At 68.4% G+C, this 20,787-nt stretch carries 19 protein-coding genes and 8 tRNA genes; 16 read left to right on the top strand and 11 right to left on the bottom strand.

The genetic code is table 11. From position 1 onward, the window contains the following. Nucleotides 1-50: 50 nt before the first annotated feature. The gene (locus H9L17_RS04705) at nucleotides 51-1,673 is read right to left on the bottom strand and encodes a M48 family metalloprotease (protein ID WP_187571188.1); all 1,623 of its coding nucleotides are present in this window, start codon (nucleotides 1,671-1,673) and stop codon (nucleotides 51-53) included. A gap of 202 nt (nucleotides 1,674-1,875) precedes the next feature. Here H9L17_RS04705 and H9L17_RS04700 point away from each other — a divergent pair, with 202 nt between their 5' ends. The 3 genes from H9L17_RS04700 (at nucleotide 1,876) to H9L17_RS04690 (ending at nucleotide 3,592) form a co-directional block, all read left to right on the top strand. Then, complete coding sequence (locus tag H9L17_RS04700; RefSeq protein WP_425507414.1) at nucleotides 1,876-2,091, top strand: glutaredoxin domain-containing protein; 216 nt, start codon at nucleotides 1,876-1,878, stop codon at nucleotides 2,089-2,091. Beyond that, entirely contained in the window at nucleotides 2,088-2,474 is a 387-nt protein-coding gene (locus tag H9L17_RS04695; protein WP_187571186.1) for a carboxymuconolactone decarboxylase family protein, read from the top strand. The genes H9L17_RS04700 and H9L17_RS04695 overlap by 4 nt, the downstream gene beginning before the upstream one ends. Nucleotides 2,475-2,587: 113 nt before the next feature. Next, on the top strand, nucleotides 2,588-3,592 hold the full coding sequence (locus tag H9L17_RS04690) for an isocitrate dehydrogenase (RefSeq protein ID WP_187571185.1): 1,005 nt from the start codon (nucleotides 2,588-2,590) through the stop codon (nucleotides 3,590-3,592). A gap of 145 nt (nucleotides 3,593-3,737) precedes the next feature. Here H9L17_RS04690 and H9L17_RS04685 read toward each other — a convergent pair whose 3' ends face one another. From H9L17_RS04685 to H9L17_RS04660, 6 genes are all read right to left on the bottom strand, one after another. After that, nucleotides 3,738-4,505 carry a Bax inhibitor-1/YccA family protein gene (locus tag H9L17_RS04685; protein WP_187571184.1) on the bottom strand — a complete coding sequence of 256 codons (768 nt, stop codon included), beginning with the start codon at nucleotides 4,503-4,505 and terminating at the stop codon, nucleotides 3,738-3,740. A gap of 79 nt (nucleotides 4,506-4,584) precedes the next feature. Next, nucleotides 4,585-4,669, bottom strand: a tRNA-Leu gene (locus H9L17_RS04680). 76 nt (nucleotides 4,670-4,745) lie between these two features. Continuing rightward, nucleotides 4,746-4,821: transfer RNA gene (locus H9L17_RS04675), tRNA-Lys, on the bottom strand. 68 nt (nucleotides 4,822-4,889) lie between these two features. Then, nucleotides 4,890-4,966, bottom strand: a tRNA-His gene (locus H9L17_RS04670). 24 nt (nucleotides 4,967-4,990) lie between these two features. After that, nucleotides 4,991-5,067: transfer RNA gene (locus tag H9L17_RS04665), tRNA-Arg, on the bottom strand. Between the two features lie 34 nt (nucleotides 5,068-5,101). Then, nucleotides 5,102-5,178, bottom strand: a tRNA-Pro gene (locus H9L17_RS04660). Nucleotides 5,179-5,462: 284 nt separating this feature from the next. Between H9L17_RS04660 and tig the strand changes: the two genes are divergently transcribed. The 8 genes from tig (at nucleotide 5,463) to H9L17_RS04620 (ending at nucleotide 14,440) form a co-directional block, all read left to right on the top strand. Further along, nucleotides 5,463-6,755: a trigger factor gene (gene tig / locus H9L17_RS04655; RefSeq protein WP_187571183.1), complete on the top strand. Its 1,293-nt coding sequence runs from the start codon at nucleotides 5,463-5,465 to the stop codon at nucleotides 6,753-6,755. A 35-nt stretch (nucleotides 6,756-6,790) separates the two neighbouring features. Continuing rightward, nucleotides 6,791-7,414: an ATP-dependent Clp endopeptidase proteolytic subunit ClpP gene (gene clpP / locus H9L17_RS04650; protein WP_187571182.1), complete on the top strand. Its 624-nt coding sequence runs from the start codon at nucleotides 6,791-6,793 to the stop codon at nucleotides 7,412-7,414. Nucleotides 7,415-7,553: 139 nt separating this feature from the next. Continuing rightward, nucleotides 7,554-8,843 carry an ATP-dependent Clp protease ATP-binding subunit ClpX gene (clpX, locus tag H9L17_RS04645; RefSeq protein ID WP_187571181.1) on the top strand — a complete coding sequence of 430 codons (1,290 nt, stop codon included), beginning with the start codon at nucleotides 7,554-7,556 and terminating at the stop codon, nucleotides 8,841-8,843. Nucleotides 8,844-9,066: 223 nt separating this feature from the next. After that, nucleotides 9,067-11,526, top strand: a complete 2,460-nt coding sequence (gene lon / locus H9L17_RS04640; protein WP_187571180.1) for an endopeptidase La — start codon at nucleotides 9,067-9,069, stop codon at nucleotides 11,524-11,526. Between the two features lie 221 nt (nucleotides 11,527-11,747). Beyond that, nucleotides 11,748-12,020, top strand: coding sequence for an HU family DNA-binding protein (locus tag H9L17_RS04635; protein ID WP_028838418.1), 273 nt, complete (start codon nucleotides 11,748-11,750; stop codon nucleotides 12,018-12,020). 127 nt (nucleotides 12,021-12,147) lie between these two features. After that, nucleotides 12,148-12,222 (top strand) — tRNA-Val (locus H9L17_RS04630). A gap of 61 nt (nucleotides 12,223-12,283) precedes the next feature. Beyond that, a tRNA-Asp gene (locus H9L17_RS04625) sits at nucleotides 12,284-12,360 on the top strand. A gap of 112 nt (nucleotides 12,361-12,472) precedes the next feature. After that, entirely contained in the window at nucleotides 12,473-14,440 is a 1,968-nt protein-coding gene (locus H9L17_RS04620) for a SurA N-terminal domain-containing protein (protein ID WP_187571179.1), read from the top strand. 99 nt (nucleotides 14,441-14,539) lie between these two features. On the opposite strand, the gene H9L17_RS04615 is transcribed toward H9L17_RS04620, so the two are convergent. Together H9L17_RS04615 and gloB are read right to left on the bottom strand one after the other, a co-directional pair. Next, nucleotides 14,540-15,328: an enoyl-ACP reductase FabI gene (locus tag H9L17_RS04615; RefSeq protein WP_187571178.1), complete on the bottom strand. Its 789-nt coding sequence runs from the start codon at nucleotides 15,326-15,328 to the stop codon at nucleotides 14,540-14,542. A gap of 207 nt (nucleotides 15,329-15,535) precedes the next feature. Beyond that, entirely contained in the window at nucleotides 15,536-16,300 is a 765-nt protein-coding gene (gene gloB / locus H9L17_RS04610) for a hydroxyacylglutathione hydrolase (protein WP_187571177.1), read from the bottom strand. 46 nt (nucleotides 16,301-16,346) lie between these two features. On the opposite strand from gloB, the gene H9L17_RS04605 reads away from it, so the two are divergent. The 3 genes from H9L17_RS04605 to dnaQ are packed head-to-tail and all read left to right on the top strand — an operon-like array spanning nucleotide 16,347 to nucleotide 18,177. After that, nucleotides 16,347-17,015, top strand: coding sequence for a hypothetical protein (locus tag H9L17_RS04605; RefSeq protein ID WP_187571176.1), 669 nt, complete (start codon nucleotides 16,347-16,349; stop codon nucleotides 17,013-17,015). Next, the gene (rnhA, locus tag H9L17_RS04600) at nucleotides 17,012-17,464 is read left to right on the top strand and encodes a ribonuclease HI (protein ID WP_246455165.1); all 453 of its coding nucleotides are present in this window, start codon (nucleotides 17,012-17,014) and stop codon (nucleotides 17,462-17,464) included. The genes H9L17_RS04605 and rnhA overlap by 4 nt, the downstream gene beginning before the upstream one ends. Next, nucleotides 17,464-18,177 carry a DNA polymerase III subunit epsilon gene (gene dnaQ, locus H9L17_RS04595; protein ID WP_187571175.1) on the top strand — a complete coding sequence of 238 codons (714 nt, stop codon included), beginning with the start codon at nucleotides 17,464-17,466 and terminating at the stop codon, nucleotides 18,175-18,177. The genes rnhA and dnaQ overlap by 1 nt, the downstream gene beginning before the upstream one ends. A gap of 109 nt (nucleotides 18,178-18,286) precedes the next feature. Here dnaQ and H9L17_RS04590 read toward each other — a convergent pair whose 3' ends face one another. Together H9L17_RS04590 and H9L17_RS04585 are read right to left on the bottom strand one after the other, a co-directional pair. After that, nucleotides 18,287-18,991 carry a PP2C family protein-serine/threonine phosphatase gene (locus tag H9L17_RS04590; RefSeq protein ID WP_187571174.1) on the bottom strand — a complete coding sequence of 235 codons (705 nt, stop codon included), beginning with the start codon at nucleotides 18,989-18,991 and terminating at the stop codon, nucleotides 18,287-18,289. 320 nt (nucleotides 18,992-19,311) lie between these two features. Next, nucleotides 19,312-19,402 (bottom strand) — tRNA-Ser (locus H9L17_RS04585). An 82-nt stretch (nucleotides 19,403-19,484) separates the two neighbouring features. On the opposite strand from H9L17_RS04585, the gene H9L17_RS04580 reads away from it, so the two are divergent. Both H9L17_RS04580 and H9L17_RS04575 read left to right on the top strand, forming a co-directional pair. Next, nucleotides 19,485-19,892 carry a DUF6165 family protein gene (locus H9L17_RS04580; protein WP_187571173.1) on the top strand — a complete coding sequence of 136 codons (408 nt, stop codon included), beginning with the start codon at nucleotides 19,485-19,487 and terminating at the stop codon, nucleotides 19,890-19,892. A 10-nt stretch (nucleotides 19,893-19,902) separates the two neighbouring features. Further along, the gene (locus H9L17_RS04575; protein WP_187571172.1) at nucleotides 19,903-20,778 is read left to right on the top strand and encodes a GIY-YIG nuclease family protein; all 876 of its coding nucleotides are present in this window, start codon (nucleotides 19,903-19,905) and stop codon (nucleotides 20,776-20,778) included. Nucleotides 20,779-20,787 lie beyond the last annotated feature (9 nt).

The raw sequence follows: 20,787 nt of genomic DNA, 5'->3' as shown, positions 1-20,787 counted from the left end.
AGGGGCGCCGCATCATTACACGACGGTTTGGTGACAGTTTCGTGACCGGCTCAGCGCCCGCCGTCGATGCCGAAGCTCAGTCGCCCGCCGGTGGCTTCCTCGTCGCGCACGCCCTGCCGGCGCAGCTCCAGCACGGTCGGGGTGATCGCGGCGATGCGTGCGTCGATGCGGGCGCGGGCGTAGTAGTCCAGGTCGTCGCGCTTCTTCAGGTTGTTGAGCTGCACCAGCGCCTGCTCGGGGCGGCCGGACAGGTAGGCGGCCTCGGCCCAGGCCTCGCCGGCGCGCACCGGCTCGCCGGCGATCTCGCAGGCGCGGGCGTAGGCCTGCTGGAACGGCAGGTCGCCGCCGACGCCGCCCAGTAGCGGGCGCAGCACCGCCACCGCGCGGGCGCCGGCCTCGCGGGTGTCGCGCTCGCCGAGCAGGCGCGCGTAGGCCAGCGCCAGCGCGCGGTGGGTGGGCATGCGCGCCAGCAGCGCCTCGAAGCGGCGGTCGGCCTCCGCGAGCTTGCCGGCATGCGCCTCGGCCTCGCCCATCGCGATCTGCACCCACAGGTTGTCCGGATGCGCCTGCGCCAGCGGCGCCAGTTCGGCCAGCGCCTCGCCGTTCTGCCCGGCGAGCTGGTGGGCGAAGGCCAGGCCGTAGCGGCGCGCCTCGTCCAGCGGCTGCTTGGCGCGCATCTGCTGGTATTCGCGGATCGCCTGCGCCGGGGTGGTGGCGCTGAGCACGCGCAGGCGCTCGCGTGCCCAGCCGAAGTCGCCGGTATTGCCCTGGCCCTGCCGGCTGCGCGCGCCGGTGGCGATCTGCAGGCCGGGCGGCAGCAGCGGGTTGCTGCTGGCGACGGACGCCGTGTTCGCCAGCGTCGGTTCGAGCTTGGCGGCGCGCTCGCGCGCCTCGCTGATGCGCGCCAGGGTGAGCGGGTGGGTCTGCAGGTAGCCGGGTACGGCGGCGCGCTCGTCGCCCTGGTTCATCCGCACCACCGACTGCAGGGTCTGGAAGAAATCCGCCATCGCCTCCGGGTCGTAGCCGGCGTGCGCCAAGGTGCGGATGCCGATGCGGTCGGCCTCGGCCTCGTTGTCGCGGGTGTAGTTGATCTGGCGCTGCTGCAGCACGCCCAGGCCGGTCATCAGCGCGGCCGAGGTGGCGTCGCCGCTGGAATTGCCGCCGACCTGCTGGGCGGCGACGATCGCGCCCAGCGTGGCCAGCAGGATCGGCAGGCTTTCGCGCTGCGCCTTCTCCGCGCCGCGCAGCACGTGCTGCTGGGTGACGTGGGAAATCTCGTGGGCCAGCACGCCGGCCACCTCGTCCTCGCGGTCGGCGGCCAGCACCAGCCCGGCGTTCACCCCGACGTAGCCGCCGAGGGTGGCGAAGGCGTTGATCTGGCGCTCGCGCAGCAGGAAGAAGGTGAAGCTCTGCTGCGGGCGGTCGCTGGCGCCGGCCAGTCGCTGGCCGACGTCGCCCAGCCAGCCGTCCAGCAGCGGGTCGTCCAGCACGTAGCCTTCGTGGCGGAGCTGGGCCAGCACCATCGCGCCGTACTCGGCCTGCTTCGCCGGCGACAGCACGGTGCCGGCGGACGAGCCGATGTCCGGCAGGCTGTTGCGCTGCTGGGCGGTGGCCGCGGCCATGCAGGCGGTCAGGGCGAAGGCGAGGGCGGCGGCGATCGGGCGACGGTTCATTCGGACAGGATGCGGGCTGGACGGCGGGGCGGCGTGAATGGGGCTTGAGCGGCGGGAGCGATTGGGAAATCCCGCCGCGTCCCCATATTCGACCAGAATCGTTCGACAAACATCCCGCCTTCCGGTTCAGGAGACCGCCGTGAGCGACGCCAGCACCCCCGCCATCACCATCTACAGCACGGCCGTGTGCCCGTACTGCGTGATGGCCAAGAACTTCCTCAAGAGCAAGGGCCGCGAGTGGACCGAGGTCCGCATCGACACCGACCCGGCCGAGCGCGAGAAGATGGTGGCGCTGACCAGGCGCACCAGCGTGCCGCAGATCTTCGTCGGCGACGTCCACGTCGGCGGCTACGACGACATGATGGCGCTGCACCGCGAGGGCAAGCTGGAGCCGCTGCTCGAGGGCAAGCCCGCATGAGCGACGCCGACGACCGGGTGAAGCAGTTCACCGAGTTCCGCCAGCGCATGAACAAGCGCATCCTCGACGAGCCCAACCAGGTGGTGCGGCGCTTCTTCGCGCTCGACACCCAGACCTACCAGCCCGGCGCGCTGGACGTGAAGACCAAGGAGCTGATGGGGCTGACCGCCTCGATGGTGCTGCGCTGCGACGACTGCATCAGCTACCACGTCGCCCAGTGCAAGGACGCCGGCGTGACCCGCGAGGAGATGTTCGAGGCGTTCTCGGTCGGGCTGGTGGTGGGCGGCTCCATCGTCATCCCGCACCTGCGCCGCGCGGTGGATTTCCTGGACAGGCTGGAACAGGGCGAGGCCGAAGCGCCGGCCACCCACGACCATGGTTGAATGCTGTCCGGCATACGCCGGCGCACGGCATCTGTCATAATCGCCGGTTATAAATCACCCCCATCGCCGCCACGCCCTCGCGCGTGGCGTCGGCCTGTCTGGAAACATCGAAAATGACAACGATCACGGTCATCCGCGGCGACGGCATCGGCCCGGAAATCATGGACGCCACCCTGCACGTGCTGGACGCGATGCAGCTGGGCCTTTCCTACGAATTCGCGGACGCCGGCATGGTCGCGCTGGAGAAGCACGGCGAGCTGCTGCCGGCGGCGACGATGGATTCGATCCGCAAGAACAGGATCGCGCTGAAGTCGCCGCTGACCACCCCGGTGGGCGGCGGGTTCTCCTCGATCAACGTCGAGCTGCGCAAGCGCTTCGACCTGTACGCCAACGTGCGCCCGGCCAAGTGCTTCCCGAACACCAAGTCGCGCTTCACCAGCGGCGTCGACCTGATCACCGTGCGCGAGAACACCGAGGGCGCCTACATCGGCGAGGGCCAGGAAGTCTCCGCCGACGGCGAGACCGCGGTGCTGACCCAGAAGGTGACCCGCAAGGGTTCCGAGCGCATCGTCCGCTACGCCTTCGAGCTGGCCCGCAAGACCGGCCGGAAGAAGGTGACGATCGTGCACAAGGCCAACATCCTGAAGTCCACCTCGGGGCTGTTCCTGAAGACCGCACGCGAAGTGGCGGCGCATTACCCGGACATCGAGTGCAACGAGCTGATCGTCGACAACACCTGCATGCAGCTGGTGATGAAGCCGGAGCAGTTCGACATCATCTGCACCACCAACCTGTTCGGCGACATCATCTCCGACCTGTGCGCCGGCCTGGTCGGCGGCCTCGGCCTCGCGCCGGGCGCGAACATCGGCGCCGACGCGGCGATCTTCGAGGCGGTGCACGGCTCCGCGCCGGACATCGCCGGCAAGGGCGTCGCCAATCCCTGCGCGTTGCTGCTGGGCGCGGCGCAGATGCTCGACCACCTCGGCAAGCCGGATCAGGCCACGCGCCTGCGCGACGCCATCGTCGCCACGCTGGAAGCGAAGGATTCGCTGACCCCGGACCTGGGCGGCGAGGGCAACACGCTGTCGTTCGCCAAGGCGATCGCTTCGCGCCTGTAATCGCCATGCAGGCGGCGGGAGTGCCGGGCGTTCGCGCAGCGGCATTCCCGGCCGCGAAGCGAATGCCCGGCGCTTCCGCCGCCGGTGATTCCGCAACGAAAAAGGGCACCTCGCGGTGCCCTTTTTCATGCCCGACGCGGCTGCGTCAGTTGCGCGACTGCAGCTTGCTGAGCAGGCGCAGGATCTCCAGGTACAGCCACACCAGCGTCACCAGCAGGCCGAACGCGGCGTACCACTCCATGTACTTCGGCGCGCCGTGCTCCACGCCCTGTTCGATGAAGTCGAAGTCCAGCACCAGATTCAGCGCAGCCACGATCACCACGCCCACGCTGAACAGGATGCCGATCGTGCTCGACTCGTGGATGAAGCCCATGCCCCCGAAGCCGAACAGGCGCATGCCCATGTTGACCAGGTAGAGCAGGGCGATGGCGCCGGTGGCCGCGACCACGCCGAGCTTGAAGTTCTCGGTCGCCTTGATCAGACCGCTGCGGTAGGCCAGCAGCAGGGCCGCCAGGGTGCCGAAGGTCAGGCCCACGGCCTGCATCACGATGCCGGGGAAGCGCAGTTCGAACATGCCCGACACCGCGCCCAGGAACAGCCCTTCCAGCGCCGCGTAGACGGGCGCGGTGAACGGCGACCATTCCTTCTTGAAGATCGTCACCAGCGCGACCACGAAGCCGCCGATCGCGCCGCCCCACACGTAGGGCATGATCGCGCCCGGATTGCCGGCGGCCATCGCGGCGGTGAACTGCGACCAGGAGAACATCGCGCCGACCAGGGTGACGACCAGCAGCAGCGCGGTCTTGTTGACGGTGCCGTTGAGCGACATCGCGCCCGCGTCGCCCTGTACGAGCGTGCCGCTGCCGAGGTCGAGGAAGGTGTTTTCCTTCAGTGCGGGATTGCCGCTGCGCATGTCGATCCATCCTGTGCGTGAGCCGGCGGTTGCCGGGATGCAGCGAGGATAGCCCGGGACGCGGGCGCCCGTCACGGGATGGTGCGAAAGGCGGGACTCGAACCCGCACGCCTTGCGGCACTGGAACCTAAATCCAGGGCGTCTACCAATTCCGCCACTTTCGCGCGCCGGCATTGTAGCGGTGCCGGCAAAGAGCGCTGCAAAAGAGAACGCCCGGCTTGTGGCCGGGCGTCTCGGGTTTGGTGGGCCGTCAAGGATTCGAACCTTGGACCAATTGATTAAGAGTCAACTGCTCTACCAGCTGAGCTAACGGCCCGGAGAAACGGAATTGTAGCAAACGTTCGGCCGACTGCAAGCGCATCATGCGGAAGGCCGATCGAAAAATGGGGTGGCTGAAGGGACTCGAACCCTCGACAACTGGAATCACAATCCAGGACTCTAACCAACTGAGCTACAGCCACCACGGAAACACGTCTTCACTGCATTGGCGCGCCCGGCAGGAATCGAACCTGCAACCACCGGCTTAGAAGGCCGGTGCTCTATCCGGTTGAGCTACGGGCGCCCGTGCCGGAAACCTGCACCGGACGATGCCGGAATGGTCGGGGTAGAGGGATTCGAACCCCCGACATCCTGCTCCCAAAGCAGGCGCGCTACCAGACTGCGCTATACCCCGCCCGATGGAACCGAATCATTCCAGCGGCCGCCCGACTGCTGCGATCACTGACTTCCGAGGCGCGCCGGCGCAACGAAAGGCCGCGCATTGTCCGACCCCGCGCGGCGTCTGTCAACGCATCGATGGCCGGACGGGTGGCGAGGCGGGCGGAAATCGGGGAAACTAGCAAGTTCCGCGCGGTCGTGGCCGCGCCCGGGTTCCGGAGCGTTCCGGCATCCATCCACTTCCGCCGTCCAACCGCAAACAAACGGGTTCGCGCGAACCCGCCCAGGAGTCATCGCATCATGCAAGTCTCGGTCGAATCCACCGGCAACCTCGAGCGCCGCGTCACCCTCAGCCTGCCCGCGGGCGATGTCGAGGCGCAGGCCGGCAGCCGCCTGCGCGAGATCGCGCAGAACGTGCGGATCAAGGGCTTCCGCCCCGGCAAGGTGCCGGCCAAGGTGGTCGAGCAGCGCTACGGCGGCCAGGTGCGCGCCGAGATCGTCGACGGCCTGCTGCGCCAGGCGCTGGACCAGGCGGTGCGCGAGAACGAGCTGCGCGTGGCCGGCCTGCCGCAGGTCACACCGGGCGAGGACGCCGCCGAGGGCGAGCTGAAGTACGTGGCCTCGGTCGAGCTGGTGCCGGAGTTCGGCGAGCTCGACATGGGCAAGCTGGAAGTGGTGCGCCACACCGCCGAAGTGACCGACGCCGACATCGACCGCATGCTGGAAAACCTGCGCCAGCAGCGCGCCAGCTGGAACAAAGTCGAGCGCGCCGCCAAGGCCGGCGACTTGGTCAACGTGGAAACCAGCAGCGTCATCGACGGCGTGCGCATGCCGGCCGAGGGCGTGGAGAAGACCAGCACCGTGCTGGGCTCCGCCGCCATCTATCCGGAAGTCGAATCCGCCATCGCCGGCATGCAGCCGGGCGAGGAAAAGACCATCGACGTGACCCTGCCGGCCGACTGGCACGCCGCGCAGTTTGCCGGCAAGACCGTCACCTCGACCTTCAAGCTGGTCGACGTGGCCGAGCAGGCGCTGCCGGAAGTCGACGCCGCGTTCATCCGCAGCTTCGGCGTCAAGAGCGGCGACCTGGAGCAGTTCAAGGCCGACATCCGCAGCAACCTGGAGCGCGAGCTGAAGGGCGCGCTGATGAACCGCCTGCGCCGCGAAGTCGGCGAGCAGCTGGTCGAAGCCTACAAGGACGTGGAGCTGCCGCCGCGCCTGGTCGAGAGCGAGGCCCGCGCGCTGCAGGCCAACGCCGCCGAGCAGGCGCGCCGCCAGGGCCAGCAGCTGGCCGCCGGCGCGGACGCCTTCATGGACGCCGCGCGCAAGCGCGTGCTGGTCGGCCTGCTGGTGGGCGAAGTGGCCCGCCGCAACGAGCTGCGCCTGGAGCCGGAGCGCCTGAACGAAACCATGCGCCTGATCGCCTCCACCTACGAACAGCCGGAGCAGGTCATTGCGTTGTACCGCAACGATCCCCAATTGATGCAGGGCCTGCAGAACCGCGTGATGGAAGAGCAGGTGACCGACTGGATCGCCGAGCGCGCCACGCACACCGAGAAGGCGCTCTCGTTCCAGGAAGCCATCGGCCAGTAAGCGGCCGGCCTTTCCCCCTTTCCGAGCGAACATCCATGGACCCGATCAAAGCCCTCAACCTCGTGCCGATGGTGGTCGAGCAGACCAGCCGCGGCGAGCGCGCGTACGACATCTATTCGCGCCTGCTGAAGGAGCGGGTGATCTTCCTGGTCGGCGGCATCGACGACCACGTGGCGAACGTGGTCGTCGCGCAGATGCTGTTCCTCGAAGCGGAGAACCCGGAGAAGGACATCAGCCTGTACATCAACTCGCCGGGCGGGATAGTGACAGCGGGCATGGCGATCTACGACACCATGCAGTACATCAAGCCGGACGTGAGCACGATCTGCGTCGGCCAGGCCTGCTCGATGGGTGCGGTGCTGCTGGCCGCCGGCGCGGCCGGCAAGCGCTACGCGCTGCCGAACTCGCGGGTGATGATCCACCAGCCGCTGGGCGGCGCGCAGGGCCAGGCGGCCGACATCGACATCCAGGCGCGCGAGATCCTGTCGATGCGCGAGCGCCTGAACGAGATCCTGGCCCGCCACACCGGCCAGCCGATCGACGTGATCGCCCGCGACACCGACCGCGACAACTTCAAGAGCGCCGAAGCGGCCCGCGACTACGGGCTGGTGGACGAAGTGCTCAGCCGGCGTCCGGAAGAATCGATCCAGTCGACCTGACCGGCGGCGGAATCCGCGATTCACGGATTCCGCCCATCGGCCGATATCGATCAACACAGCACAACCGCCCCGGCAGGGCCCGGCGGGGGCGTATGGTATTCTCGGGCAGAAGCCGCGCAGCGCGGCGAGCGAGTGGCGAATGAGCGAAGACCGTCAGGGACGCAACACCGGCGACAACGGCAAGATCCTGTACTGCTCCTTCTGCGGGAAGAGTCAGCACGAGGTGCGCAAGCTGATCGCCGGGCCCAGCGTGTTCATCTGCGACGAGTGCGTTGAACTCTGCAACGACATCATCCGCGAGGAACTCGAGGAGAAGGCGCAGTCCAGCCGCAGCTCGCTGCCGAAGCCGCGCGAGATCCTCGAGGTGCTGGACCAGTACGTGATCGGCCAGCAGCGGGCGAAGAAGACGCTCGCCGTGGCCGTGTACAACCACTACAAGCGCATCGAGAGCCGGCAGAAGAACGACGACGTCGAGCTGGCCAAGTCCAACATCCTGCTGGTCGGCCCGACCGGCTCGGGCAAGACGCTGCTGGCGGAAACGCTGGCGCGCATGCTCAACGTGCCGTTCACCATGGCCGACGCCACCACGCTGACCGAAGCCGGTTACGTCGGCGAGGACGTGGAGAACATCATCCAGAAGCTGCTGCAGAAGTGCGACTACGACGTCGAGAAGGCGCAGCAGGGCATCGTCTACATCGACGAGATCGACAAGATCAGCCGCAAGTCCGAGAACCCGTCGATCACCCGCGACGTGTCCGGCGAAGGCGTGCAGCAGGCGCTGCTGAAGCTGATCGAAGGCACGCTCGCCAGCGTGCCGCCGCAGGGCGGGCGCAAGCATCCGCAGCAGGAGTTCCTGCAGGTCGACACCCGCAACATCCTGTTCATCGTCGGCGGCGCGTTCGCCGGCCTGGACAAGGTGATCCAGCAGCGTTCGACCGAAGCCGGCGGGATTGGTTTCGGCGCCAAGGTGAAGAGCGCCGAGCGCAAGGCCGACATCGGCCAGGTGCTGGCCAACGTCGAGCCCGAGGACCTGATCAAGTACGGCCTGATCCCCGAGTTCGTCGGCCGCCTGCCGGTGGTGGCGACGCTGGAGGAGCTGGACGAGGCCGCGCTGGTCAAGATCCTGACCGAGCCCAAGAACGCCATCACCAAGCAGTTCAAGAAGCTGTTCGAGATGGAAGGCGTGGAGCTGGAAATCCGCCCGGACGCGCTCTCGGCGATCGCCAAGAAGGCGCTCAAGCGCAAGACCGGCGCGCGCGGCCTGCGCACCATCGTCGAATCGGTGCTGCTGGACACCATGTACGACCTGCCGTCGCAGGAGAACGTGAGCAAGGTGGTGGTGGACGAATCGGTGATCGAGCACAAGTCCGAGCCGTACCTGATCTACCAGAGCGTGCCGGCCCCGGCCAAGGCTGCTTCGGCCGACTGACGCCGTTTCCATGGTCGTCTCCGGAAGCCGCCCATCGGGCGGCTTCCGCGTTTCTGGCGCCGCCCCGGCGGGCGTTCCCGCCGCGCCTGCCGCGCCGCAACGCATTGATTCGCCGTCGGTTTGCCCGGATGCCGCGGCATCCGCTTGCAACCCGGCCGCAACATCCCCATAAAACGAGACACGGCGGCGCCTGGCGCGCCGCAGCCGCAACCGGAGTTCCCCCATGGCTGCCCCCTCCCGATCCGACTCCCACCTGCTGCCGGTGCTGCCGCTGCGCGACGTGGTGGTCTTCCCGCACATGGTGATCCCGCTGTTCGTGGGTCGCGAAAAGTCGATCCGCGCGCTGGACATCGCCGTGGAAGGCGACAAGCGCATCCTGCTGGTGGCACAGAAGGCGGCCGACACCGACGATCCCGGCGCCGCCGACCTGCACCCGATCGGCACCATGGCGCAGGTGCTGCAGCTGCTGAAGCTGCCCGACGGCACCATCAAGGTGCTGGTGGAAGGCCTGTCGCGCGCGCGCGCGGAAGACGTGCGTGCGCAGGACGGCGCGCTGTTCGCGAAGGCGGTCGATGTGGAGTCGAACGAGGCCCGCGAGCCGCACGAGATCCAGGCGCTGGTGCGCTCGCTGCTGTCCCTGTTCGAGCAGTACATCAAGACCAACCGCAAGCTGCCGCCGGAGCTGCTGCAGACCCTGTCCGGCATCGAGGAGCCGGAGCGGCTGGCCGACACCGTCGCCGCCCATCTCGGCGTGCGCCTGGCCGACAAGCAGAAGCTGCTGGAGACGCTGGACACCGCCGAGCGGCTGGAACTGCTGGTGGGGCTGGTCGACGGCGAGATCGACGTGCAGCAGATGGAGAAGCGCATCCGCGGCCGGGTCAAGTCGCAGATGGAGAAGAGCCAGCGCGAGTACTACCTCAACGAGCAGATGAAGGCGATCCAGAAGGAGCTGGGCGAGCTGGACGACGCGCCCAACGACCTCGACGAGATCGCCCGCAAGCTCGCCGCCGCCGGCATGCCGAAGGCGGTGGAGGCCAAGGCCAAGACCGAGCTGGCCAAGCTCAAGCAGATGTCGCCGATGTCGGCCGAGGCCGGCGTGGTGCGCAACTACCTCGACTGGCTGCTGGGCGTGCCGTGGAAGAAGCGCAGCAAGGTGCGCAAGGACCTGAAGCTGGCGCAGGAGACGCTGGACGCCGACCACTACGGCCTGGAGAAGGTGAAGGACCGCATCCTCGAATACCTCGCGGTGCAGTCGCGCGTGTCCAAGATGAAGGGCCCGATCCTGTGTCTGGTCGGCCCGCCCGGCGTGGGCAAGACCTCTCTCGGCCAGAGCATCGCGAAGGCGACCAACCGCAAGTTCGTGCGCATGGCGCTGGGCGGCGTGCGCGACGAGGCCGAGATCCGCGGCCACCGCCGCACCTACGTCGGCTCGATGCCGGGCCGGATCGTGCAGAACCTCAACAAGGTCGGCACCAGGAACCCGCTCTTCATGCTGGACGAGATCGACAAGATGTCGATGGACTTCCGCGGCGATCCGTCCTCGGCGCTGCTGGAAGTGCTCGATCCCGAGCAGAACCACACCTTCAACGATCACTATCTGGAGGTCGACCTCGACCTGTCCGAGGTGATGTTCGTGGCGACCTCCAACTCGCTGAACATCCCCGGCCCGCTGCTCGACCGCATGGAAGTGATCCGCATCCCCGGCTACACCGAGGAGGAAAAGCTCAACATCGCGATGCGCTACCTGGTGCCCAAGCAGCTCAAGGCCAACGGCCTGCGCGAAGGCGAGCTGCGCATCGACGAAAGCGCGATCACCGGCATCGTGCGCTACTACACGCGCGAATCGGGCGTGCGCAACCTCGAGCGCGAGATCGCCAAGATAGCGCGCAAGGTGGTGAAGGAGATCGCCTTGAAGGGGCCGGAGCCGGCGCCGAAGAAGGGCAAGGCCGCGAAGCCGAAGACCATCGTCGTCACCGACAAGAACCTCGACAAGTACCTGGGCGTGCAGCGCTTCGACTTCGGCCGCGCCGAGGCGGAGAACGAGATCGGCCTGGTCACTGGCCTGGCGTGGACGGAAGTGGGCGGCGACCTGCTGCAGATCGAATCCACGCTGGTGCCGGGCAAGGGCGCGCTGATCCTGACCGGCCAGCTGGGCGACGTGATGAAGGAATCCGCGTCGGCCGCGTTGTCGGTGGTGCGCGCGCGCACCGAACAGCTCGGCATCGAACTGGATTTCCTGCAGAAGCACGACATCCACGTGCACGTGCCGGACGGCGCGACGCCCAAGGACGGCCCCAGCGCCGGCATCGCGATGGCGACCGCGCTGGTGTCGATGCTGACGAAGATCCCGGTGCGCCACGACGTGGCGATGACCGGCGAAATCACCCTGCGTGGCCGCGTCAGCGCGATCGGCGGGCTGAAGGAGAAGCTGCTGGCGGCGCTGCGCGGCGGGGTCAAGACCGTGATCATCCCGGACGAGAACAGGAAGGACCTCGCCGACCTGCCCGCCACGGTGACCAGGCACCTGCAGATCGTGCCGGTGAAGTGGATCGATGAGGTGCTGGACCTGGCGCTGGAGCGCCCGCTGCCGGCGCGTCGGAGCGCGGGCAAGCGGACCGCGGTGACGCCGGTGAAGGGCAAGCCGCGCGGGAAAACCGGCGTGCGCCCGGCGGTGAAGCACTGAAGGCCGCATCGAAAACCCGGGCCCATTCATCGGAATGTGCCTGAAAGCCGCATCAGCGCTGGCTTTCGTGTTGCGCGCCGGAAACGGCGCTGGTATAAGGTTGGCAACCGCGGCGGCCTGTCGATGCGCCGCGGCAAACCCGGATCCGCGGCAGGGGAGCGTCGCCGGAGCCGGTCAATGAATTCTCCGCTTCACCCTTCCGCAACGGAGCTAATAAGCAAATGAACAAAGCCGAATTCGTCGAAGCCGTGGCCGACAACGCCGAACTGACCAAGGCCGATGCCGGCCGCGCCGTCGATGCGATGGTCGCCGCCATCACCAAGGCCCTGAAGAAGGGCGACACCGTGACCCTCGTGGGCTTCGGCACCTTCTCGGTCCGCAAGCGTGGCGCCCGCACCGGCCGCAACCCGCGCACCGGCGACACCATCAAGATCAAGGCTTCCAAGAACCCGGCGTTCAAGGCCGGCAAGGCGCTGAAGGACGCGGTCAACTGATCGCGGCTCCAATGGCGTAGCCCGAAGAGCCCGGCCGCAAGCCGGGCTTTTTCGTGCACGGCGTTCGTGCGGGATTCCGCACGCGGCGGTTCCGTTGCGCGCGCCCTGCTGCGATAATGCGTGGCCGGGGCACTTAGCTCAGCGGTAGAGCGGCTCCCTTACAAGGAGCGGGTCGGGGGTTCGATCCCCTCAGTGCCCACCAGGTCGAGAAGAAAAAAGTGTTGCGCCCGCGGAAAATGTCGGTATGATTGCGGGCTCCCAGCGGAGTGGTAGTTCAGTCGGTTAGAATGCTGGCCTGTCACGCCGGAGGTCGCGGGTTCGAGTCCCGTCCACTCCGCCATCTACAAGCAGAAGCCTCGCAGCGATGCGGGGCTTTTTGCTTTCCGGCGCGGCGGGTACGCGCGCGCCGCACGGGTTAAACTACCCGGCTACGTCTCATTGCCGGTTTGCCCATGCTGCAGAAACTCCGCGAAAAGACTTCCGGTTGGATCGCCACCGTGATCCTCGGCCTGCTGATCGTCCCCTTCGCCTTCTTCGGCGTGGAGTCGTACATGTCGCAGCAGGTGGACACCTACGCCGCGCGCATCGCGCAACCGCCGTCGTGGTGGAAATCCGCGCCGCAGGTGTGGCCGGTCACCTACCTGTGGTCGATCCACGACATCGACGCGCAGGTCTACCGCGAGCGCCTCGAAACCATGCGCTTCAACATGCGCGAGCAACAGGGCGACAACTTCGACGCCAAGGCGTTCGAGTCGGTGGAGAACAAGCGCAGGATCCTCGACCGTCTGATCGACGAACAGCTGATGAAGCTCGCCGCCGATCGCGACGGCATCGTGATCAGCGATGCGGAAGTGCGCGACGCGATCCAGAAGATGCCCGAGTTCCAGGTCGACGGCGCGTTCAACGCCGACCGCTACCAGCTGCTGTTGGCCTCGCAGAACCCGCCGCTGTCGCCGACGGGCTTCGAGGCACGCATCCGCGACAGCCTGAAGAACGAACTGATCCCCGCCGGCATCGCGCGCTCGGCCTTCGTCACCGATCTCGAGGTCGACCGGCTGATGCGCCTGCTGGGCGAGCATCGCGACGTGAGCTTCGTGACCCTGCCGCCGGCCGCGCCCGACGCCGCCGAGGTGACCGCCGCGCAGATCGACGCGTGGTACGCGGCCCACAAGAGCGACTACCGGCGGCCGGAGACGGTGCGCCTGGAGTACGTGGAAGTCGACGGCAGCGCGCTGACCGCGACGGCGGCCGACGAGGCGGAGCTGCGCAAGCGCTACCAGGACCAGATCGCGAAGTATTCCTCGGCCGAGAAGCGCGAGGTCTCGCACATCCTGATCGCGGTGGCGGCGAACGCCAGCGCGGCGGACAAGAAGGCGGCGGAAGCGAAGGCGAAGAAGCTGGCCGCCGACGCGCAGGTGCCGGGCGCGGATTTCGCCGCGCTGGCCCGCGCCAGTTCGGACGACACCGGCTCCAAGGCCAACGGCGGCGACCTCGGCTGGCTCGCCAAGGGCGGCATGCCGGGCGCGTTCGACGACACCGCGTTCGCGATGAAGGCGGGCGAGGTGCGCGGCCCGGTCAAGACCGACTTCGGCTGGCACGTCATCAAGGTAAACGACGTGCGCGCCGCGGTGCAGCGCCCGTTCGAGGAGGTGCGCGCCGAGCTGGAGAAGGAAGCGCAGGAGGGCTCGCGCGAGCGCGCCTTCAACGAGCTGACCGGCAAACTGGTCGACGCCGCCTACAAGACGCCGACCTCGCTGGAGCCCGCCGCCAAGGCGCTGGGCCTGCCGCTGCAGACCACGCCGGCGTTCAGCCGCGCGGGCGGCCCCGGCATCGCCGGCGATGCGAAGGTGCTGCGCGTCGCCTTCTCCGACACGATGCTGCAGGACGGCACCGCCAGCGACCCGATCGAACTCGGGCCGGAGCGCACCGTGCTGATCCGGGTCATCGACCACGCGCCGGAACAGGCGCTGCCGCTGGCGCAGGTGCGCGACGCGGTGGTCGCGGCGATCCGCGCCGACCGCCAGCGCAAGGCGGCCGATGCCGCCGCCGACGCGCTGGTGAAGGCGGCCAAGGCCAAGGGCCTGGCCGAGGCCGCGAAGGACGCCGGGCTGGCCGTCGGCGAAGCCAACGACGTCACCCGCGGCATGCCGGTGCCCTCGCCGGAAGCGGCGCGCGCGTTCTTCGACGAGCCGCGCCCGCAGGCCGGCCAGGTGCCGGTCAACAAGGTGCTGGTCGGCGGCCAGTACGTGGTGTTCGCGGTGCGCGGCGTGCGCGATGCGGACATCGGCCAGGTGACGCCGCAGGAGCGCGCCACGCTGCGCCAGCAGGTGTCGGCGGCGACCGGCATGCAGGCGCAGGACGCGTTCGTGCGCGCGGCGCGCGCCAAGTACAGCATCAAGGTGGCGGAAGACCGCCTCTGATCCGATGCGCGGCGAGCGGCGCGGCGGATCGCGCCGCCATCGCCCGGATACGAAAACGCCCGGCAATGCCGGGCGTTTTTTCGTTGCGGTGGGGCGCGTTCAGTCGATCCCGCTCATGCCCATGATGTTGTAGCCGGCGTCGACGTAGGTCACTTCGCCGGTGATGCCGGCGGCGAGGTCCGAGCACAGGAACGCAGCGGCATTGCCCACGTCCTCGATGGTGACGACGCGGCGCAGCGGCGCGGCCGCCTCGAACTGGCTGAGCATCTTGCGGAAGTTGGCCACGCCGGACGCCGCCAGCGTGCGGATCGGGCCGGCCGAGATCGCGTTCACGCGGGTGCCTTCCGGGCCCAGCGCCATCGCCATGTAGCGCACGGTGGCTTCCAGCGAGGCCTTGGCCACGCCCATCGTGTTGTAGTTCGCCAGCGCGCGCTCCGCGCCGAGGTAGGACAGGGTCAGGATGCTGCCGTTGCGGCCCTTCATCAGCGGGCGCGCGGCCTTGCCCAGCGCGGCCAGCGAGTAGGCGCTGATGTCGTGGGCGATGTGGTAGTTCTCGCGGGTGATGCCGTCGAGGAAGTCGCCCTCGATCGCCTCGCGCGGTGCGAAGGCGATGCAGTGGACGAGGATGTCGAAGCCGTCGCTCCAGTGCTTGCCCAGTTCGGCGAAGCAGGCGTCGATCTGCGCGTCGTCGGCCACGTCCAGCGGCAGCACGATGCTGCTGCCGTATTCGGCGGCGGCGTCCTCGACGCGCGACTTCAGCTTGTCGTTCTGGTAGGTCAGCGCCAGCTCCGCGCCTTCGCGGCGCATGGCATCGGCGATGCCGGTGGCGATCGAACGCTGGCTGGCGATGCCGGTGACCAGCGCGCGCTTGCCTTGCAGGAATCCCATGGTGTCTCCTTGATGTTGCGCGCGGGGCGCTCCGAGCGAATGCTCTAGTTTGCCTTGCGCCGCTGCCGGCGGCCAGTCCGCGCCTTGCAGGCGTGTGGGTTGGAAGAGCTTTTTGACGCGGATGAACGCGGAAAGGGCGGATAAGAGCCGATTCGACAGTTTCGATCCGCTCTTTCCGCGTTGATCCGCGTCGGGAGGCCCTTGCGCTTATCCGCGAAAGCCGTCCTTCCAGGCGCGCAGCGCGCCGAATACCTCGGCGGCGTCCGCCAAGAGCCGGCCGGCATGCCGCTGCGCCGCCGCGCGCACGACGGGATCGTCGCAGCGCAGGAACGGATTGCAGGCGCGTTCCTGATCCAGCCGCGCCGGCAGGGTGGGGCGATGCGCCGCGCGCAGGGCATGGATGTCGCGCGCCCGCGCCCGCAGCGCCGGGTTGTCCGGATCGACCGCCAGCGCGAACGCCGCGTTCGCCTGGGTGTATTCGTGCGCGCAGCACACCCGCGTGTCGCCAGGCAGCGCGGCCAGCTTCGACAGCGAGGCGTGCATCTGCGCCGGCGTGCCTTCGAACATCCGCCCGCAGCCCAGGCTGAACAGCGTGTCGCCGCAGAACAGCAGTCCTTCGCCGACGTAGGCGACGTGGCTGCGGGTGTGGCCGGGCACGGCCAGCACGCGGAAGCGCCAGGGGCCGATGGCGAGTTCGTCGCCGTCGCCGACGCGATGGCTGGCGTCGGTGATGCGCTCTTCGTGCGGCGCGTATACCGGGGTGCCTGGCCAGCGCTCCAGCAGCGCGCGCAGGCCGCCGATGTGGTCGGGATGGTGGTGGGTGACGAGGATCGCGTGCGGCGGCGGACCGTCGCCCAGCGCCGCCAGCACCGGCGCGGCATCGCCCGGATCGACCACCAGCGCGCGGCCGGCGGCGTCGCGCAGCAGCCAGATGTAGTTGTCGTCGAACGCCGGAAGCGGCAGCGGCTCCATTTGTCCAGCCGTGACGGGGGGCGGGCTTTCCCGCAGAATCCCGATCATGCCGCTGTCCGCCTTTCGTTCACAACCCGATCCCGTCGCCGCCGATGCCTGGTTCGCCGGCGACACGGGACAGGCGCTGCTGGACAGCGAGACCGCCTGCGTCGGCGAGGCGCTGCGCCAGCGTCCGGGGCAGGCGGCGCTGTGGCTGGGCCCGGCCGCGGCGGCGATGCCGGAAGGACTGGGCGCTCCCACGCCGCTGCGCCTGCACTGGGCGGGCGGTCCCGCCTTCCTCGGCCAGCTGCGCTGCGGGTTGCCGCTGCCGCTGGCCAGCGAATCCTGCGCGGTCGTCGTGGTCCAGCATCCGGGCGATGCGGGCGACGCCCATGCGGCCCTGCTGGAGGAGTGCGCGCGGGTGCTGGTGGCGGGCGGCTGGCTGTGGCTGCTGGCACTGAATCCGCTCTCGCCCTACCGATTGCGCTGGCGTGGCCACGGCCTGCGCGCGCGCGAGCCGGTCACCTGGCGCAAGCGGCTGCGCGCGGCCGGGCTGGCGCCGGATTCGCTGACGCGGGGCCTGGGGCCGGTCTGGGAGGTGCTGCCGGACGCGCACCTGCAGGACGGCGTCGGCCTGCGCGCGGCCTTCCTGCTGCGCGCGGAGAAGCGCCGCCTGCCGCTGACGCCGCTGCGCAAGCCGCGCGCGCTGGCCCTGCCGGCGGGGACGCCGGCGTGACCCGCAAGCAGGTGGAAGTCCATACCGACGGCGCCTGCCTCGGCAATCCGGGGCCGGGCGGCTGGGCCGCGCTGCTGCGCTGGCGCGGGATCGAACGCGAACTGGCCGGCGGCGAGGAACAGACCACAAACAACCGGATGGAGCTGATGGCGGCCATCGTCGCGCTGGAAACCCTGCGCGAGCCCTGCGAGGTGGTGCTGACCACCGACTCGCAGTACGTCCGCCAGGGCATCACCGAATGGATGGCCGGCTGGCTGCGGCGCGGCTGGAAGACCGCCGGCGGCGACCCGGTCAAGAACCGCGACCTGTGGGAGCGACTGCACGCGGCGGCGGGCCGGCATGCGGTGGACTGGCGCTGGGTCAAGGGCCACGCCGGTCACCCGGAAAACGAGCGCGTGGATCAACTGGCGCGCGCGCAGGCGTTGCAATACAAAGGACAGGCAAGTTGATGCGGCAGATCATCCTCGATACCGAAACCACCGGCCTGGAATGGCAGAAGGGCAACCGCGTGGTCGAAATCGGCTGCGTCGAGCTGCTGGAGCGGCGACCGACCGGGCGCACCTTCCACCGCTACCTGAACCCGGAACGCGAGTTCGAGCCGGGCGCGCAGGAAGTGACCGGCCTGACCCTGGAGTTCCTGGCCGACAAGCCGCGCTTCGCAGAAGTCGCCAAGGAGTTCCTCGAATTCGTCGAAGGCGCCGAGCTGGTCATCCACAACGCCGCGTTCGATCTCGGCTTCCTCAACGCCGAGCTGTCGCGGCTGGAAGGCGCGGGCCGCATCGAGGACCGCTGCACGGTGGAAGACACGCTGGCGATGGCGCGCAAGCGGTATCCCGGCCAGCGCAATTCGCTGGATGCGCTGTGCAAGCGGCTGGACGTGGACAATTCGCAGCGCCAGCTGCACGGCGCGCTGCTCGACGCCCAGATCCTGATGGATGTGTACCTCGCGCTGACGTCGGGCCAGCACGAGATCGGATTCGGCAGCGTGGACGCCACGCAGGCGTCTGTGGTCGCGGCGGTGATGATGGAGGTGGGCGATGCCGCGCTGCGGCCGCGCGTGCGCGTCGAGGCGGACGAGGCGGAGGCGCATGCGGCACGGTTGGCCGGCTTGCAGAAGAAGGCGGGACGCTGCCTTTGGCTGGAGCAGGAAGCCGTCGCTTAGGGCGTCCCGTCATTCCCGCGAAAGCGGGAATCCAGCGTCTTTACTGCTTTCGGGATGGGTGCGGAGAACTAAAGTCAGAAGCGGCCCGCTTTCGCGGAATGACTAGCGATCAATGCCGCCGCACCAGCACCACCGTCACGTTGTCCGAGCCGCCGCCATCCAGCGCCGCCGCCACCAGCCCGTCCACGCATTCCTGCGCGCTGCATTCGCGATGCGCCAGCACCTGGGCGATGTGGCGGTCGTCCACTTCCTCGGTCAGACCGTCGCTGCACAGCAGCAGCTGCATGCCGGGGCGCAGCTCGCCGGCCAGCGTCTCCACGTTCAGCTGCTCCGGCGCGGTCACGCCCAGCGCCTGGGTGACGACGTTGCGGTGCGGGTGGCTGCGCGCCTGGTCGGCGCTGATCGCGCCCTGCGCGATCAGTTCCTGCACGTAGCTGTGGTCGTGCGAGATCTGGGTCAGGACGCTGTCGCGCCAGAGGTAGACCCGGCTGTCGCCGACCCAGGCGACCTCGAAGCGGTTGCCGTTGACCCGCGCGGCCACCACGGTGGTGCCCATCGGCAGGCTGTCGCCGCGGCGCTTGGAGCAGCGGATGATTTCCTCGTCGGCCACGCGGATGGCCTCGGCCAGCGTGCTGCCGGCGCGCACCTCGCGGACGATGGCCTCGCGCGCCAGCGCGCTGGCGACCTCGCCGTACTCGTGGCCGCCCATGCCGTCGGCGACCAGCCACAGCCCCAGGTCGCTGTCGCCGTAATAGGTGTCCTCGTTCAGCTCGCGCCGCAGGCCGACATGGGTGAGGTGTCCGAATTCGATCATGCGGGCGGCAATCGTCCGGGGTTCATGTGGGGTAACGGGATCATGCGCGGGAACCGGACGTGGCGGCAATGCGGGGCTGCGCTGCCATTGGACGATGGTTGTGGAGATCGCGGGAGCGCGCCTGTGCCGGAAGTTCGGCATGGGCGGCGAGGAAGGAAACGGGAGGGATGGACTCGGGCCATCCTTGGCCCTCGCGCTTCGCGCAGCCTGCGGCTGTCCTGATCGGCCTTCCTGCCGATCAGTCGAACCCTGCGAGGGTGCTCGTCCGTCACCGCTTAACCAGATACGCAAAACGCCCCCGTGGGGGCGCTGTGCGTATCTGGCGGAGAGGGAGGGATTCGAACCCTCGGTAGGCTATAAACCTACGCCTGATTTCGAGTCAGGTACATTCAACCGCTCTGCCACCTCTCCGGAAGTGGGCCGCAAATGATACGGGGCCCGCCGCCCGTCGGCAAGGCGGGTACACTGGCCGCCCCTCCGCAGGCCGCGTCCCATGTCCGAAATCCTGGTGCCCGTGTCGTTCGGCGAGCTGCTGGACAAGATCGCCATCCTCCAGATCAAGTCCGAGCGGATGACCGACCCGGCCAAGCTGTCCAACGTGCGCAACGAGCTGTCCGCGCTGGAAAAGACCTGGATGGCCCATCCCGCCGCCGGCCAGGACATCGCCACCCTGCGCGCCGAGCTGAAGGCGGTCAACGAGCGCCTGTGGGTGATCGAGGACGATATCCGCCTGAAGGAAAAGGCGCAGGCCTTCGACGACGAGTTCGTCCGGCTGGCCCGCTCAGTCTATTTCGAGAACGACGTGCGCGCGCGGGTGAAGAAGGACATCAACCTGGCGTTGGGTTCGGCCTACGTCGAGGAGAAGTCGTACCAGGATTACGGGAGCGGGCAGGGCGCGTAAGCCGTCGCCGATGCCGGCGTTCGATCTCAACGCATTGCTGCAAGCGGAAGGTATCGATCCGCAAGGCGTCGTCGTGCTGCGGCACCGGCCTTACGAGCCGGAGTTGCGCAAGCTGTTCCCGTGGCTGATCGCCGAACGGCGCGATCTGTTCAACGCCTATCAGAGCACGCACGGCAAGCCGGTCGAGGCATCGGTAGCGCGGGCGGCGTATGTGGCCTCGTTTTTCGGCCATGCGGCAGGCAAGGCCGTGTTCGTGGGTCTGTACCGGGTGAACGGGTCGGTGCGGATCAGCCGCGACGATTACTGGGCGATGCCCGAACATCGGCAACTGGCCGAGTTCGGTATGAAGGGCATGGCCGAGCGGGATGCTTGCCTGCTGTTCGACCTCGAACCGTTGGCCGCGATGTCGGAGTGGTCGGGGCGTCTTGTCTGCGGCTGGCCTGGATTGGAACGCGCGTGGCGGCGCTGGGCGGCGAACAACGTGTTTCCCGTCCATGCCATCGCCGCGGAAAGCCTGCTGGTGGCACCGATGCCGCGCTGGCAGGAGTTGGTGCTGGATTGGAAGCAATTGCGCGCGCTGCCCATGAGTTGGCAGGCGGCGTTGCAGCAATGGTGCGGCATTTCCTACATCCGCGACAAAGCCAGCGGGAAGGGCTACGTCGGCTCCGCTTACGGGCAGGACAACCTACTCGGGCGCTGGTTGAACTACGCGGCCAGCGGTCATGGCGGCAACAAACTGCTGCGCGAACTGAACCCGGATCGGTTCGAGTTCAGCATCCTGCAATTGCTGAACCACGATGCCGAGGCCACCGACGTCGTGGCGGCGGAAAATACGTGGAAGCTCCGCCTGCATACCCGCGCACTGGACGGCCTCAACGACAATTGAGTTCGCGGC

Source organism: Thermomonas brevis (assembly GCF_014395425.1).
Classification (GTDB): Bacteria; Pseudomonadota; Gammaproteobacteria; order Xanthomonadales; family Xanthomonadaceae; genus Thermomonas; species Thermomonas brevis.
This window is presented reverse-complemented; position numbering and strand designations above follow the sequence as displayed.

Bases quoted from the DNA above. Each gene is read 5' to 3' on its own strand.
- clpX (WP_187571181.1), top strand. From the start codon at position 7,554: ATGAGCGAAGACCGTCAGGGACGCAACACCGGCGACAACGGCAAGATC.
- H9L17_RS04590 (WP_187571174.1), bottom strand. From the start codon at position 18,991: ATGATCGAATTCGGACACCTCACCCATGTCGGCCTGCGGCGCGAGCTG.
- H9L17_RS04695 (WP_187571186.1), top strand. From the start codon at position 2,088: ATGAGCGACGCCGACGACCGGGTGAAGCAGTTCACCGAGTTCCGCCAG.
- H9L17_RS04605 (WP_187571176.1), top strand. From the start codon at position 16,347: ATGCCGCTGTCCGCCTTTCGTTCACAACCCGATCCCGTCGCCGCCGAT.
- H9L17_RS04685 (WP_187571184.1), bottom strand. From the start codon at position 4,505: ATGCGCAGCGGCAATCCCGCACTGAAGGAAAACACCTTCCTCGACCTC.
- H9L17_RS04700 (WP_425507414.1), top strand. From the start codon at position 1,876: ATGGCCAAGAACTTCCTCAAGAGCAAGGGCCGCGAGTGGACCGAGGTC.
- H9L17_RS04575 (WP_187571172.1), top strand. From the start codon at position 19,903: ATGCCGGCGTTCGATCTCAACGCATTGCTGCAAGCGGAAGGTATCGAT.
- H9L17_RS04705 (WP_187571188.1), bottom strand. From the start codon at position 1,673: ATGAACCGTCGCCCGATCGCCGCCGCCCTCGCCTTCGCCCTGACCGCC.
- H9L17_RS04620 (WP_187571179.1), top strand. From the start codon at position 12,473: ATGCTGCAGAAACTCCGCGAAAAGACTTCCGGTTGGATCGCCACCGTG.
- clpP (WP_187571182.1), top strand. From the start codon at position 6,791: ATGGACCCGATCAAAGCCCTCAACCTCGTGCCGATGGTGGTCGAGCAG.
- lon (WP_187571180.1), top strand. From the start codon at position 9,067: ATGGCTGCCCCCTCCCGATCCGACTCCCACCTGCTGCCGGTGCTGCCG.
- H9L17_RS04635 (WP_028838418.1), top strand. From the start codon at position 11,748: ATGAACAAAGCCGAATTCGTCGAAGCCGTGGCCGACAACGCCGAACTG.
- H9L17_RS04580 (WP_187571173.1), top strand. From the start codon at position 19,485: ATGTCCGAAATCCTGGTGCCCGTGTCGTTCGGCGAGCTGCTGGACAAG.
- H9L17_RS04690 (WP_187571185.1), top strand. From the start codon at position 2,588: ATGACAACGATCACGGTCATCCGCGGCGACGGCATCGGCCCGGAAATC.
- tig (WP_187571183.1), top strand. From the start codon at position 5,463: ATGCAAGTCTCGGTCGAATCCACCGGCAACCTCGAGCGCCGCGTCACC.
- dnaQ (WP_187571175.1), top strand. From the start codon at position 17,464: ATGCGGCAGATCATCCTCGATACCGAAACCACCGGCCTGGAATGGCAG.
- gloB (WP_187571177.1), bottom strand. From the start codon at position 16,300: ATGGAGCCGCTGCCGCTTCCGGCGTTCGACGACAACTACATCTGGCTG.
- H9L17_RS04615 (WP_187571178.1), bottom strand. From the start codon at position 15,328: ATGGGATTCCTGCAAGGCAAGCGCGCGCTGGTCACCGGCATCGCCAGC.